We start from the raw sequence: 14,545 nt of genomic DNA, 5'->3' as shown, positions 1-14,545 counted from the left end.
GACGCGACGGCGAGCACGGACGCGGTACGAAACGCCTCCCGCCCCACCGGCCGACCGGATACGGAGCCACGCCCCCGCCTGACCGGGACGGGGCCCAGGGAGCACCACGCCCCCCGCGCGGCAGAGAAGCCCCACCAGCCCCACACCCCCGTTGGCTCCCGCGCCCGTGCCTGGGTCGAACTGCTCCGGCTGCCCGCCCTGTTCACCGTCCCCGGCGACGTACTGGCCGGCACGGCGGCGGCCGGCGCCCGGCCCGGGTACCGCACCCTGCTCTCCATCGGTTCCTCCGTCTGTCTGTACGAGGCCGGCATGGTCCTCAACGACTGGGCCGACCGCACCGAGGACGCCGCCGAACGCCCCCACCGCCCCCTCCCGTCCGGCCGCGTGCGCCCCTCCGCCGCCCTCACCGCCGCGTGTGCCCTGACCGGCGCAGGGCTGGCCCTCGCGGCGGGTGCCGGCCGTCCCGCCCTCGCGGTGGCCGCGCCCCTCGCGGCGACCGTCTGGGCCTACGACCTCGCCCTGAAGCACACGCCCGCCGGCCCGGTCGCCATGGCGGGGGCGCGTGCCCTGGACCTGCTCCTGGGCGCCGCGGCCGGCCCGGGACGCACCCGCTCGGCCCTGCCCTCGGCGGCCCTCCTGGGGACCCACACCCTCGCGGTCACGGCCGTGTCCCGCCGGGAGGCCACCGGCGGATCTACGGCGGCCCCGCTCGCGGCCCTCGCCACCACCGCCCTGCTGGCCCGGCTGGTGACCCGGCGACCCACCCGACCCCCGGCAGACCGACGGGAAGCAGCCTCCCGCGGTCTGCCGGGCCTCACCCCGGCGATCCGGCCGACACGGACGGAAGGGCCGACGGGGACGGAAGGGCCGGCGCGGACGGAAGGGCCGGCACTGACGGACCGGTCAGTACCACCGGTCCGGGCAGCGGTGACGGACCGTTCAGGACCGACGGACCGTGCAGCACCGATGGTCCGGTCAGCACCGACGGTCCAGTCAGCCCCGACGGTCTGGGCAGCGATGGCGGACCGGGCAGTGCCGACGGACCGGGCATCGGGGCCGGAGCGGCTCACCGCCCTCCTCGGCGCCGCCTATGCCGCCACGGCCGCCCGCCCCTACCTCCACGCCGCCCTCAACCCGTCACCCCCGCTCACCCAACGCGCCGTCGGCGGCGGTATCCGGGCCACGATCCCCCTCCAGGCCGCCCTCGCCACCCGTTCCGGCGCGAGCGCCATGGGTCTCCTGGTCGCGGGGCTCGCCCCGCTGGGCCGACGGTTCGCGAGGAAGGTGAGCATCACATGACGCCGCCCGCACCGCAGGACGCCGCCGGCACCCCCCTCCGGTTCGGCTACGGCACCAACGGCCTCGCCGACCTCCGCCTGGACGACGCCCTCTCCCTCCTCGCCGACCTCGGCTACGCCGGCGTCGGACTGACCCTCGACCACATGCACCTCGATCCGCTCGCCCCGGACCTGGCCGCCCGCACCCGCCGGCTCGCACACCGGCTGGACACCCTCGGCCTGGACGTCACGGTCGAGACGGGCGCCCGCTATGTCCTCGACCCGCGCCGCAAACACGGACCCTCCCTCCTCGATCCCGACCCGGACGACCGTGCCCGCCGCGTCGACCTGCTGCTCACCGCCGTACGGGTCGCCGCCGACCTCGGCGCCCACGCCGTCCACTGCTTCAGCGGCATCACCCCCGAGGGCACCGGCACCAAGGAGGCATGGCAACGCCTGACCGCCGCCCTCGCCCCGGTCCTGGACGCCGCCACCACCGCCGGTGTCCCGCTCGCCGTCGAACCCGAACCAGGTCATCTCCTCGCCACCCTGGCCGACTTCCACCACCTGCGCCGCGCCCTCGGCGATCCCGAAGCGCTCGGCCTCACCCTCGACATCGGCCACTGCCAGTGCCTCGAACCGCTCCCTCCCGCCGACTGCGTACGCGCCGCCGGCCCCTGGCTGCGGCACGTCCAGATCGAGGACATGCGCCGCGGAGTCCATGAGCACCTCCCGTTCGGTGCGGGCGAGATCGACTTCCCGCCCGTCCTCGCGGCCCTCGCCGCCACCGGCTACCAGGGCCTGACCGTCGTCGAACTGCCCCGCCACTCCCACGCCGGCCCTCACTTCGCCGCCCACTCCCTTCCCTTCCTCCGCCGGGCGGCGACCGCGGCCGACGTTCCCGTCACCCGGCCCCCCGCCCCCACCTCGGCCGAAACTCCCGTCACCCGGACCCCCACCGCCACCGACCTCCCGGCGCCGGCCGCCCCACCCCCAGGCGTGCCCTCCGCCACCCCACGAGGGAGCACCTCATGACGCACCCGCACGCCACCCACCCCACTCGGCGCACGGAAGACACCGGCGTCGCGCGGGACGACGCCCGGGGCCGGGGCACCACCCCCGCCACGACCCCGCCGGCCGACCTGCGCGCCGCCCTCACCGCCCGGCTCGACCCGGACGCCCGCCGCTGGCTCGACCAGGCCCTCGACGAGGCCGGCGCCCACCCCGGCGGCCACGGCCCGATCTCCGCCTGGGAACTGCGCCTCGCCGAGGCCGGCCGCCGCTGCGGCCCGGCCCACGCCGACGCCGCCCGCGTCCTGATCCTGCACGCGGCCCGCGCCGGAGCCGACGCGCTGGCCCGGGTCTACCACCAGGGCACCGCCGACGAACGCCGCGCCGTCCTGTACGCCCTGCCCCACCTGGTGACCGGCGCCGACGCGCTGCCGCTCGTCGAGGACGCCCTGCGCACCAACGACACCCGGCTGCTGGCCGCCGCCGTCGGTCCCTACGCGGCCCGGCACCTCGATGATCACCAGTGGCGGCACGCCGTACTGAAGTGCCTGTTCACCGACGTCGGCGTCGCCCCTGTGGCGGAGCTGGACCGCCGGGCCCGCGGGGACGCCGAACTCGCCCGGATGCTCGCCGACTACGCCGCCGAACGCACCGCCGCGGGCCGCCGGGTCCCCGAAGACCTGCACCGCGTCCTGGCCCTGACCGGACCGGCGACCGAGTCGCGGTCGCACGGCCCGGCAGACCCCCACGGCAAGGAGTCCTGATGCGCATCTTCGACCCCCACATCCACATGACCTCCCGGACCACCGACGACTACGAGGCCATGTACGCCGCGGGCGTCCGCGCCCTGGTCGAACCCGCCTTCTGGCTCGGACAGCCCCGCACCTCCCCGGCCTCCTTCCGCGACTACTTCGACGCCCTCCTCGGCTGGGAACCCTTCCGCGCCGCCCAGTACGGCATCGCCCACCACTGCACCATCGCCCTCAACCCCAAGGAGGCCAACGACCCGCGCTGCACCCCCGTCCTCGACGAACTGCCCCGCTACCTGGTCAAGGACCGCGTCGTCGCCGTCGGTGAGACCGGCTACGACTCCATGACCCCCGCCGAGGACACCGCGCTCGCCACCCAGCTCCAGCTCGCCGCCGACCACGGTCTGCCGGCGCTGGTGCACACCCCGCACCGCGACAAGCTGGCCGGGCTGCGCCGCACCCTCGACGTGGTCCGCGAGTCCGCGCTCCCCGCCGACCGGGTCCTGGTCGACCACCTCAACGAGACCACCGTCGAGGAGGCCAAGGACGCGGGCTGCTGGCTCGGCTTCTCCGTCTATCCGGACACCAAGATGGACGAGGAACGGATGGTCGCGATCCTCCGCGCCTACGGACCGGACCAGGTGCTGGTGAACTCCGCCGCCGACTGGGGCCGCAGCGACCCGCTCAAGACCCGCAAGGTCGCCGACCTGATGCTCGCCGAGGGCTTCACCGAGGACGACGTGGACCGCGTGCTGTGGCGCAACCCGGTCGCCTTCTACGGGCTCAGCGGACGCCTCGACCTGGACGTGGCCCGGCCCGACGCCACCCACGAGGGCAACTCGATCCTGCGCGGCGGTGAGTGAGCGATGCGCTTCCGGCACCCCGACGGCTCCGTCGTCCACCTCGCCTACTGCACCAACGTGCACCCCGCCGAGACCCTCGACGGCGTCCTCGCCCAGCTCCGCGACCACTGCGAACCCGTACGCCGCCGCCTGGGCCGCGACCGCCTCGGCATCGGCCTGTGGCTGGCCCGCGACGCCGCCCACGCCCTGGTCACCGACCCGTCCGCACTGCGCGGCCTGCGCGCCGAACTCGACCGGCGCGGCCTGGAGGTCGTCACCCTCAACGGCTTCCCCTACGAAGGGTTCGGCGCGGAAGAGGTCAAGTACCGCGTCTACAAGCCGGACTGGGCCGACCCCGAGCGCCTGGAGCACACCACCTCCCTCGCCCGCGTCCTCGCCGGCCTGCTCCCCGACGACGTCACCGAGGGCAGCGTCTCCACCCTCCCCCTGGCCTGGCGCACCGCCTACGACGACGCCCGCGCCGAGAAGGCCCGCGCGGCCCTGGTCACCCTCGCCGAACGCCTCGACGCCCTCCAGGAGCTGACCGGCCGCTCCATCCGTGTCGGCCTGGAACCCGAACCCGGCTGCGTCGTCGAAACGACCCGGGACGCCATCGCCCCGCTCACCGCGATCGGCCACGACCGCATCGGCATCTGCGTCGACACCTGCCACCTCGCCACCTCCTTCGAAGACCCGCACACCGCCCTGGACGCCCTCACCGCCGCCCAGGTCCCCGTCGTCAAATCCCAGCTCTCCGCCGCCCTGCACGCCGAACACCCCCGTCTCCCCGAGGTCCGCGACGCGCTCGCCGCCTTCGCCGAACCCCGCTTCCTGCACCAGACCCGCACCACCACGGAGCCCGGCCGGCTGCACGGCACCGACGACCTGGACCAGGCACTGAACGGCACCGCCCTGCCCGACACCGCCCCGTGGCGCGCCCACTTCCACGTCCCCTTGCACGCGGCCCCCGCCGCGCCCCTCACCTCCACCCTCGACGTCCTCAAAGCCACGCTGACCCGTCTCGTCGGCGGTCCGCACCCCCTCACCCGGCACCTGGAGGTGGAGACCTACACCTGGCAGGCGCTCCCTGCCGAACTGCGCCCCCGGGTCCGCGCCCAGCTCACCGACGGCATCGCCGCCGAGCTGACCCTCGCCCGCGAACTCCTCACCGACCTCGGCCTGAAGGAGCTGCCATGACCGGACCCGCCCGGCCCGAAGGCACCGGCCCCACCCCGCTCCTCGTCCTCGACGTCGTCGGCCTCACCCCCCGTCTCCTCGACCACATGCCCCACCTCAAGACGCTCGCCCAGTCCGGCTCCCAGGCGCCACTGGGCACCGTCCTGCCCGCCGTCACCTGCGCCGCCCAGTCCACCTTCCTCACCGGCACCCTCCCCGCCGAACACGGCATCGTCGGCAACGGCTGGTACTTCCGCGAACTCGGCGACGTCCTGCTGTGGCGCCAGCACAACGGACTCGTCACCGGCGACAAGCTCTGGGACGCCGCCCGCCGCGTCCACCCCGGCTACACCGTCGCCAACATCTGCTGGTGGTACGCCATGGGCGCTGACACCGACATCACCGTCACCCCCCGTCCCGTCTACTACGCCGACGGCCGCAAGGAACCCGACTGCTACACCCGGCCCCCGGCCCTGCACGACGAACTCACCGGAAAACTCGGCACCTTCCCCCTCTTCCACTTCTGGGGCCCCGGCGCGGACCTGGTCTCCAGCCAGTGGATCATCGACGCCACCCGCCACATCCTCCGCACCCGTCACCCCGACCTGGCCCTGTGCTACCTCCCTCACCTCGACTACGACCTGCAGCGCTTCGGCCCCGACGACCCGCGCTCCCTCCGAGCCGCCACCGACCTGGACGCGGCCGTGGCCCCGCTCCTGGACGACGCCCGCGCCGAGGGCCGGACCGTCGTCGCCCTGTCCGAGTACGGCATCACCCGTGTGAACCGGCCCGTGGACATCAACCGCGCCCTGCGCCGCGCCGGCCTCCTGGAGGTGCACACGCAGGACGGCATGGAGTACCTCGACCCGATGGCCTCCCGCGCCTTCGCGGTCGCCGACCACCAGATCGCCCACGTCTACGTCCGCCGCCCCGAGGACCTCGCCGCCACCCGCGCCGCCCTGGCCGGACTGCCCGGCATCGAGCAACTCCTGGACGACGAGGGCAAGAAGGCCCACCACCTCGACCATCCGCGCGCCGGTGAACTCGTCGCCGTCGCGGAGCCGGACGCCTGGTTCACGTACTACTACTGGCTCGACGACGCCCGCGTGCCCGACTTCGCGCAGCTCGTCGAGATCCACCGCAAACCCGGCTACGACCCGGTCGAGCTGTTCATGGACCCGCTCGACCCCTATGTCAAGGTCAAGGCGGCCACCGCCCTGGCCCGCAAGAAACTCGGCATGCGCTACCGCATGGCGGTCGTGCCGCTGGACGCCTCACCTATTCGCGGCAGCCACGGCCGCCTCCCCGCGAGCGACGACGACGGTCCGCTCCTCATCTGCTCCACCCCCCACGCTGTCGGTGACCGCGTCGCGGCCACCGACGTCAAGAAACTCCTGCTCCATCTCGCCGGACTCGATTGATGAACGGCCGCGTGCGGCCCCGAGTTCCAGCTACCGACAGTGAAGCACGCACCACTGACAACGACCCGCCCCCCGGCCCTCCGTCCGGCTTCGGACAGGGAATCGGCGCAGGTCACGACCGAGAAGGCAGGCACCCGTGAGACCGTTCTCCGACATATCCCGCACCGTCACGGACCGTACCGACGGCTCCGACGAGGCCCTGCGCCGTAGCCTCGGGCTCAGCCGCCGCCGCGTCCTCAGCACCTGCACCGCCGTCGCCGGCGCGGCCATCGCCGCCCCCGTCTTCGGCGCCTCACCCGCCCTGGCCCACGACCGGGACAGCGACCGCGGCCACGGCCACGGACACGGACACGGACACGGACACGGCCACGGGAACGGCCACGGCGGTGACATCCTGGTCCCCGCCCACAAACGCGGCATCATCCTCTACACCGTCCGCGATGCCACCGCCCGGGACCCGCTCGCCACCGACCTGCCCTCCGGCTTCCGGGAAGTCTTCAAGCAGCTCGCCCGCCACGGCTACCGCCAGGTCGAGTTCGCGGGCTACCGCCAGCACGCCAACGCGCCCGGCGGCGCGGACCTGGAGACGGTCGAGGGCGCCAAGCTGCTGCGCTCCTGGCTCGACGAGTACGGCCTGCGCGCCCAGGGCAACCACGGCTTCATCCCGCCGTCCTGGCCACTGACCAGCGCCGACCTGGACACCTTCAAGAAGCACCTGGAGATCGCCAACATCCTGGGCCTCGGTCACATGGGCACCGGCGGCGACCCCACCGGCAGCTCCTACCGGGCCGACTGGGACGTCGCCGCCGACAAGTGGAACGCCCTGGGCGAGATCGCCCGCCGCGAGGGCGTCAAGCTCTACACCCACAACCACGACGCGGCCTACGGCTTCCTGCTCGACGGCGGCCCGCTGGACGACCAGGGACGGCCCACCCGCAGCTCCGGCATCCGCAAGCTGGAGTACTTCCTGAAGGTCACCGACCCCAGGGTCGTCTGGCTGGAGATGGACATCTTCTGGGCGCACGTCGCCCAGTACAAGTTCCACACCTACACCGCCCACGACGGCTCGACCCGGAAGAACGTCTTCGACCCGGCCGGCCTGGTGGCCCGCCACAACAAGCGCTACCCGCTGTTCCACGCCAAGGACGGCGTCGTGAGCACGACCAACGGCATGGGCTACGAGATGGTGCCCTTCGGCACCGGCGTCATCGACTACACGACGTTCTTCTCCCGGGTCGGGCAGCGCAACTACCGCAACCCGATGATCGAGGACGACAACTCGCCGAGCGCCACCGATCCGGCACAGTCGCTGCGCGAGGCCAAGATCAGTTACGACAACCTCGCGGCCCTGCGCAAGCGCCGCCGCTGACCCGCCCGCACACGGGACGGCCCCTCCCGAACCCCCGCGGGAGGGGCGGCCCCGGCTCAGGCCATTTCCTCGCCCAGGGGATGCGGATTGGGCACGACGCGCTTCGCCTTGGGCCTGCCCGGTGCCTTCAGGAACAGCGCCAGCACCGCGGAGGCCAGCCCGATGGAGCCGGCCAGGGCGAACGCGCCCTCGTAGTCCCAGGCGCCCACCACGACCGCGCCCAGGCCGGAACCGACGAGCCCCGAGACCAGTTTCGAGCTGTAGACCATGCCGTAGTTGGTCGCGTTGTTGTTCTCACCGAAGTAGTCCGCCGTCATGGCGGCGAACAGCGGGAAGATGGCACCGCCGCCGAAGCCCGAGACCATCGAGCAGAACAGGAAGAACGGCATCACGCCCATCTTCCCGGAGGCCAGCACCCCGAACTGGGCGACGCCCAGCACGACGCACACGATGATCAGGGTGTTGCGACGGCCGAAGCGGTCGGAGATCCAGCCGATGACGCCGCGCCCGGTGCCGTTGACGATCGCCTTCAGGGACATCGCGGTCGCCACGATGCCGCCCGCGAAACCCATGTCCTTGCCGAACGGCACCTGGAAGGCGATGCCGAAGATGTTGATGCCGGCCGTGCACAGCAGGCAGAACCACATCATCCACAGGACGGGTGTGCGCGCGGCCTCCTTGGGGGTGTACTGCTTGACCGCCGGCGGGTTCTTCTCCAGGGCCCGGCGGATCTTCGGGTCGTCGGTCTGCCGCAGCGGGTCGACGTGCGCGGGCCACCAGTTCTTCGGCGGGTCCTTGAAGAACCAGCCCGCCGACGCCACGATCAGGCACAGCCCGACGCCGACGCAGACCAGCACCGTCTGGTAGTTGCCCAGGTCCATGTACGAGGTGAACAGGAACACGAAGGGCACGGAGCCGTAGGCGAAGCCGCCGTTGACGAAGCCCGTCTTGCCGCCCTTGCGCTCCGGATACCACTTGCCGACCATGTTCACGCAGGTCGCGTAGACCAGACCGGCGCCGATGCCGCTGCACATGCCGAAGCCGAGGTAGGCGAAGGTGACGTGCGGCGCGTAGGCCAGGGACACATAGCCCAGCAGGGTGCCGACCGCGCCGATCAGCATCGCCCCGCGCGCGGGGAGCCTGCCGCTCTCCCGCAGGTGCCCGGCCGGCAGGGCCACGGCCGCCTGGAAGAAGACCCAGACGCCCATCAGCCAGAAGATGTGCCCGCTGTTCCACAGATGGGCCTCGTGGAGGGTGTCCTCCGCCGAGGTGAACGCGTACTCGGCCGAACTGATGCCCATCATGCCGATCCACGGCAGGATGACCATCCACTTGCGCGGCCGCCCCATGATGTCGACGTCGGACTCGCCGAGCCGGTACACGCGGCCGTTGTGGTCCGTCACCTCCCGGAAGGGGACGGACGTCGAGATGTCGGTGGTTGTCATGTCGTTCAGCACCCCTTGCGTGCGAAAGCTCTGGCCAGCGCCCCCTGTCCAATGCCTCTCGTGTGCGCACGGGTCCTGGGGCCGGCCGACGCGCACCGTCGGCCGGCTCCGCAACCGCCTCAGCTCATGTACCGCCCCCCAGCACACCCGCCGCGCGGGCCCAGCGGTACTTCGCGCCGAGCACCGCCACCGGTTTCTCGGTCGTGTACGGGTACGCCACGACCCCCCGCTCGAAGAGGTACCGGCACGCCTCCTCGACCTCCACATCGCCCGCGAGAGACGCCACCACGGGCTTCTCGACGCCGCGCTCGCGGAATTCGGCCACCACGCGCGCGGTCAGCTCGGCGAACACCATGGGAGGGGTCACGATGGTGTGCCAGTAGCCGAGGACCAGCGCGTGGATGCGCGGGTCCGCCAGGCCCAGCCGGATCGTCGCCTCGTACGTCGACGGCGGCTCGCCCCCAGTGATGTCCACCGGGTTGCCCGCCGCCCCGAAGGGCGGGATGAACTCCCGGAAGGACGCGTCCAGGTCCGGCGGTATCTCCATCAGGGACAGCCCGTTGTCCGTCACCGCGTCGGACAGCAGGACGCCGCTGCCGCCGGCCCCGGTGATGATGACGACGTTGTCACCCCGGGGAGCGGGAAGCACCGGCAACGCGCGCGCGTACTCCAGCATGTCGTTCAGCCCCGGAGCCCGGATCACCCCGGCCTGCCGGAGGATGTCGTCGTACACGGCGTCGTCCCCGGCCAGTGCCCCGGTGTGCGACCCGGCCGCCCTGGCGCCCGCCGCCGTACGGCCCGCCTTGAGGACGACGACCGGTTTCTTCGGCACGGTCGCCCGCGCGGCCGCGACGAAGGCACGGCCGTCCTTGAGGTCCTCCAGGTGCATCGCTATGCACTCGGTGTGCGGGTCCTCGCCGAACCAGGTCAGCAGGTCGTCCTCGTCCAGGTCCGACTTGTTGCCCAGTCCGACGATCGCCGACACACCCGTCCCGGTGGAGCGGGCGAAACCCAGGATGGCCATCCCGATGCCGCCCGACTGACTGGTCAGCGCGACGCCGCCCTTGACGTCGTAGGGCGTGCAGAACGTGGCGCACAGGTCGTGCCACGTCGAGTAGTAGCCGTAGATGTTCGGCCCGAGCAGCCGGACGCCGTACCGCTCGGCGATCGCCACGATCTCCTCCTGGAGGGCGTGTTCGCCGGTCTCCGCGAAGCCGGAGGGAATGAGGACGGCGTTCGGCACGCCCTTGCGGCCCACCTCCTCCAGGGCCGCGGCGACGAACCGCGCAGGGATCGCGAAGACCGCGACGTCCACCTCACCGGGCACGTCCGTGACGCTCTTGTACGCCTTGCGGCCCAGAATGTCGTCCGCCTTGGGGTTCACCGGATGGATGTCCCCGGCGAAGCCGCCGTCGACCAGGTTGCGCATCACCGAGTTGCCGATCTTGCCCGGCTCGTTGGAGGCGCCGATCACGGCGACCGACCGCGGCTGCATCAGGCGGCGCATGGAGGCGAGGATCTCCTCACGCGCGTAACGGCGGCGGGGCTCGGCCCGCGTCCCGGAGAGGATCACGCGGATGTCGGCGGCGACGGCACCTGCCGGGGTGGCGATCACCGGGTTGAGGTCCACCTCGGCGATCTCGGGGAAGTCCGTGACGAGCTCGGAGACCCGGCGGATCTGTTCCGCCACCGCCCACCGGTCCACGCCCTGCTGCCCGCGCACCCCGCGCAGCACCTCGGCCGCCCGGATCGAATCAAGCATCGACAGCGCCTCGTCGGCGTCCACGGGCGCCAGCCGGAACGTGACGTCCTTGAGGACCTCCACCAGCACCCCGCCGAGCCCGAACGCCACCACCTTCCCGAACGTCGGATCGGTCACCGCGCCGACGATGACCTCCTGCCCGCTCGGCAGCAACTCCTGCACCTGCACACCCTGGATACGGGCCTCCGCGTCGTACGCGCGCGCGTTCGCCACGATCCGGTGGAACGCCGCGCGGACGTCGGCGGCCCCCTCGACGCCGACGACCACGCCGCCCGCGTCGGTCTTGTGCGAGATGTCCGGCGACACGATCTTCATCACGACGGGTCCGCCGAAGCGGGCCGCGCACGCCACCGCCTCGTCGACGTCGGTGGCCAGTTCCTCCCCGGGTACGGCGATCCCATACGCGTCGGCGAGCACCTTGCCCTCGGGCGCGGTGAGCGCGGTCCGTCCCTCGGCGCGCACGGCGTCCAGGAGCGCGCGCACCCGCGCGGTCCGGTCCTCGGCCATCACCTCAGATCACCCCGTCCGACTTGAGCAGGCGCAGTTCCTCGTCGCCGAGGCCCAGCTCACCGACGTAGACCTCTTCGTTGTGCTCGCCCAGCAGCGGGGAGCCGCTGATCTCCACGGGGGAGTCGGAGAGCTTGAGCGGGCTGCCCACGGTCACGAACTCGCCGCGCTCGGGGTGGGGGACGCGGACGACCATCTCGTTGGCGGCCAGCGACCGGTCCTCGATGATCTCCTTGGTGGACAGGATCGGCCCGCACGGGATGTTGTGCGCGTTCAGCCGCTCCAGCACCTCCCACTTGGGCAGGGTGGACGACCACTCCTCGATCAGCTGGAACATCTTGTTCAGTTTCGGCAGCCGGGCTGCCGGCGTCGCCCACTCGGGGTCGTCGGCCAGCTCCGGCCGGCCGATCAGCTCGGTGAGCGGCTGCCAGCCGACCGGCTGCACGATGACGTACACGTAGTCGTTGGGGCCGCCCGGCGCGCACTTGACGGCCCAGCCGGGCTGGCCGCCGCCGGACGCGTTGCCGGACCGGGGAACCTCGTCGCCGAAGTCGTCGTTGGGATATTCGGCGAGTGGACCATGGCTCAGGCGCTGCTGGTCGCGCAGCTTCACCCGGCAGAGGTTGAGCACCGCGTGCTGCATGGCCACGTTCACCCGCTGCCCGCGCCCGGTGCGCTCCCGCTGGTACAGCGCCGCGAGGATGCCCGCCACGGCGTGGACGCCCGTGCCCGAGTCCCCGATCTGGGCTCCCGTCGCCAGCGGCGGCCCGTCCTCGAAACCGGTGGTGGACATCGATCCGCCCATGGCCTGCGCGACGACCTCGTACGCCTTGAAGTTGGTGTACGGGCCTTCGCCGAACCCCTTGATGGAGGCGTAGACGATCCGAGGGTTGATCTCCTTGATCCGGTCCCAGGTGAACCCCATGCGGTCCACCGCGCCCGGCCCGAAGTTCTCGACCATGACGTCCGAGCGCCGGATCAGCTCGGTGAGGATCTCCTTGCCGCGCTCGGTCTTGGTGTTGAGGGTGATGCTCCGCTTGTTGCAGTTGAGCATCGTGAAGTAGAGGGAGTCCACGTCCGGCAGGTCCCGCAGCTGCCTGCGGGTGATGTCGCCGGTCGGCGCCTCCAGTTTGACCACGTCCGCGCCGAGCCAGGCGAGCAGCTGGGTCGCGGAGGGGCCGGACTGCACATGCGTCATGTCCAGGACGCGGATGCCCTCAAGAGCCTTGCCTGTCACGGGCGATGGCACGGGTGGTGTCATGGGCGATGTCACGGGCGATCACCTCACTTGTACATGGTCTGGTTCATGGTTCCTGGGGCGTACGCGTCCGGGTCGACCCAGACATTGATCAGCGACGGCTTGCCCGACTCGCGGGCCCGGCGCAGCGCGGGGCCGATGTCGGCGGGGTCGCGGACCTCCTCGCCGTGTCCGCCGAGCATGCGCGCGAACTGGTCGTAGGGGACGTCCCCGAGGGTGTTGCCGACCCGCTCGCGGGCCTTGCCGTACTTGGCGGCCTGGCCGTAGCGGATCTGGTTCATGGAGGAGTTGTTGCCGACGACGCCGACGAAGGGGAGGTCGTAGCGGACGAGGGTCTCGAAGTCCCAGCCGGTGAGCGAGAAGGCGCCGTCGCCGAAGAGTGCGACCACCTCCTTGTCGGGGCGTGCCTGCTTGGCGGCGAGCACGAAGGGGACGCCGACGCCGAGGGTGCCGAGCGGTCCCGGGTCCATCCAGTGCCCGGGCGACTTGGGCTGCACGACCTGGCCGGAGAAGGTGACGATGTCGCCGCCGTCGCCGATGTAGACCGAGTCCTCGGTGAGGAAGTCGTTGATCTCGCTGACCAGCCGGTACGGGTGGATGGGGGAGGCGTCCGACCGGAGCTGCGGCAGCCGCTTGTCGAGCGCGGCCCGCTCCGCCGCGCGCAGTTCGTCCAGCCACTCCTTGCGCCGGGCCGCGCCGCCGTTCAGCCGTCCGGAGGCCGCCTCGGTGACCGCCTTGAGCACCAGCCCGGCGTCCCCGACGATGCCGAGGTCGATGTCGCGGTTCTTGCCGACGGTGCGGTAGTCGAGGTCGATCTGCACGACCGTCGCGTCCGGGGAGAGCCGCTTGCCGTAGCCCATCCGGAAGTCGAAGGGCGTGCCGACGATGACGATGACGTCGGCGCCGGAGAAGGCGTAGCGCCGGGAGAGCTGGAAGTGGTGCGGGTCGCCGGGCGGCAGGGTGCCGCGGCCGGCGCCGTTCATGTACGCCGGGATGTTCAGCGTGCGCACCAGCTCGACGGCGGCCTCGGTGCCGCGGGTGGTCCACACCTGGCTGCCGAGGAGGATCGCCGGCTTCTCGGCGTGCGCCAGCAGGTCGGCGAGCTTCTCGATCGCCTCCGGGTCGCCGGCCGACCGGGTCGAGGCCCGGTAGGCGCCGGCCTTCGGCACCCGGGCCTTGTCCACCGGCACCTTCGCGTCGAGCACGTCGCGCGGTATCTCCAGGAAGGAGGGCCCGGGAGCGCCGTGGTAGCACTCGCGGAACGCCATCGACACCATGTCCGCCGCGCGGGCGGTGGACGGCACGGTGGCCGCGAACTTGGTGATCGGCGCCATCATGTCGACGTGCGGAAGGTCCTGGAGCGACCCCATCTTGTGCTGGGCGAGGGCGCCTTGGCCGCCGATCAGCACCATCGGTGACTCGGCGCGGAAGGCGTTGGCGACGCCGGTGACGGCGTCGGTGGTGCCGGGTCCCGCGGTGACGACCGCGCAGCCGGGCTTGCCGGTGACCCGGGCGTACCCGTCGGCGGCGTGCGCGGCGACCTGTTCGTGGCGGACGTCGACGACCTCGATGCCCTCGTCCACGCAGCCGTCGTAGATGTCGATGATGTGGCCGCCGCACAGGGTGTAGATGCGGTCGACCCCTTCGGCCTTGAGGGCCTTGGCCACGAGGTGACCGCCGGAAATGACGTCCTGGGACTGAGTGTCCTCGGGCATGCGAAATCTGTCC

Annotated in this window: 11 protein-coding genes; 7 read left to right on the top strand and 4 right to left on the bottom strand. The window is 72.1% G+C overall.

Translation table 11 applies throughout. The features are described 5' to 3' along the window. Nucleotides 1-78: 78 nt before the first annotated feature. From ACIQR3_RS25170 to ACIQR3_RS25140, 7 genes are all read left to right on the top strand, one after another. Nucleotides 79-1,299, top strand: coding sequence for an SCO3242 family prenyltransferase (locus ACIQR3_RS25170; RefSeq protein ID WP_403542782.1), 1,221 nt, complete (start codon nt 79-81; stop codon nt 1,297-1,299). Continuing rightward, complete coding sequence (locus ACIQR3_RS25165; RefSeq protein WP_403542671.1) at nt 1,296-2,312, top strand: sugar phosphate isomerase/epimerase family protein; 1,017 nt, start codon at nt 1,296-1,298, stop codon at nt 2,310-2,312. The genes ACIQR3_RS25170 and ACIQR3_RS25165 overlap by 4 nt, the downstream gene beginning before the upstream one ends. Further along, entirely contained in the window at nt 2,309-3,052 is a 744-nt protein-coding gene (locus tag ACIQR3_RS25160) for an EboA domain-containing protein (protein ID WP_403542669.1), read from the top strand. The genes ACIQR3_RS25165 and ACIQR3_RS25160 overlap by 4 nt, the downstream gene beginning before the upstream one ends. Continuing rightward, the gene (locus ACIQR3_RS25155; RefSeq protein ID WP_403542668.1) at nt 3,052-3,900 is read left to right on the top strand and encodes a TatD family hydrolase; all 849 of its coding nucleotides are present in this window, start codon (nt 3,052-3,054) and stop codon (nt 3,898-3,900) included. Before ACIQR3_RS25160 ends, ACIQR3_RS25155 begins: the two co-directional genes overlap by 1 nt. A gap of 3 nt (nt 3,901-3,903) precedes the next feature. Further along, on the top strand, nt 3,904-5,076 hold the full coding sequence (gene eboE / locus ACIQR3_RS25150) for a metabolite traffic protein EboE (protein WP_403542666.1): 1,173 nt from the start codon (nt 3,904-3,906) through the stop codon (nt 5,074-5,076). Then, entirely contained in the window at nt 5,073-6,476 is a 1,404-nt protein-coding gene (locus tag ACIQR3_RS25145) for a nucleotide pyrophosphatase/phosphodiesterase family protein (RefSeq protein ID WP_403542664.1), read from the top strand. Before eboE ends, ACIQR3_RS25145 begins: the two co-directional genes overlap by 4 nt. A 136-nt stretch (nt 6,477-6,612) precedes the next feature. After that, nucleotides 6,613-7,845, top strand: a complete 1,233-nt coding sequence (locus ACIQR3_RS25140) for a sugar phosphate isomerase/epimerase family protein (protein WP_403542662.1) — start codon at nt 6,613-6,615, stop codon at nt 7,843-7,845. A 56-nt stretch (nt 7,846-7,901) separates the two neighbouring features. Here the strand turns inward: ACIQR3_RS25140 and ACIQR3_RS25135 are convergent, their stop codons facing one another. The 4 genes from ACIQR3_RS25135 to ACIQR3_RS25120 form a co-directional block, all read right to left on the bottom strand. Next, nucleotides 7,902-9,290, bottom strand: coding sequence for an OFA family MFS transporter (locus tag ACIQR3_RS25135; RefSeq protein WP_403542660.1), 1,389 nt, complete (start codon nt 9,288-9,290; stop codon nt 7,902-7,904). A 124-nt stretch (nt 9,291-9,414) separates the two neighbouring features. After that, entirely contained in the window at nt 9,415-11,559 is a 2,145-nt protein-coding gene (locus ACIQR3_RS25130; protein ID WP_403542658.1) for an acetate--CoA ligase family protein, read from the bottom strand. Between the two features lie 4 nt (nt 11,560-11,563). Continuing rightward, complete coding sequence (gene frc, locus ACIQR3_RS25125) at nt 11,564-12,796, bottom strand: formyl-CoA transferase (RefSeq protein ID WP_403542780.1); 1,233 nt, start codon at nt 12,794-12,796, stop codon at nt 11,564-11,566. A 47-nt stretch (nt 12,797-12,843) separates the two neighbouring features. Further along, nucleotides 12,844-14,532 (bottom strand): thiamine pyrophosphate-binding protein, encoded by a 1,689-nt coding sequence (locus ACIQR3_RS25120; RefSeq protein WP_403542656.1) that lies wholly within the window; start codon nt 14,530-14,532, stop codon nt 12,844-12,846. Nucleotides 14,533-14,545 lie beyond the last annotated feature (13 nt).

Source organism: Streptomyces sp. NPDC090994 (assembly GCF_044768905.1).
Classification (GTDB): domain Bacteria; phylum Actinomycetota; class Actinomycetes; order Streptomycetales; family Streptomycetaceae; genus Streptomyces.
Note: the sequence above shows the minus strand (reverse complement) of the source record. Positions and strands in the feature narration are given on the sequence as shown.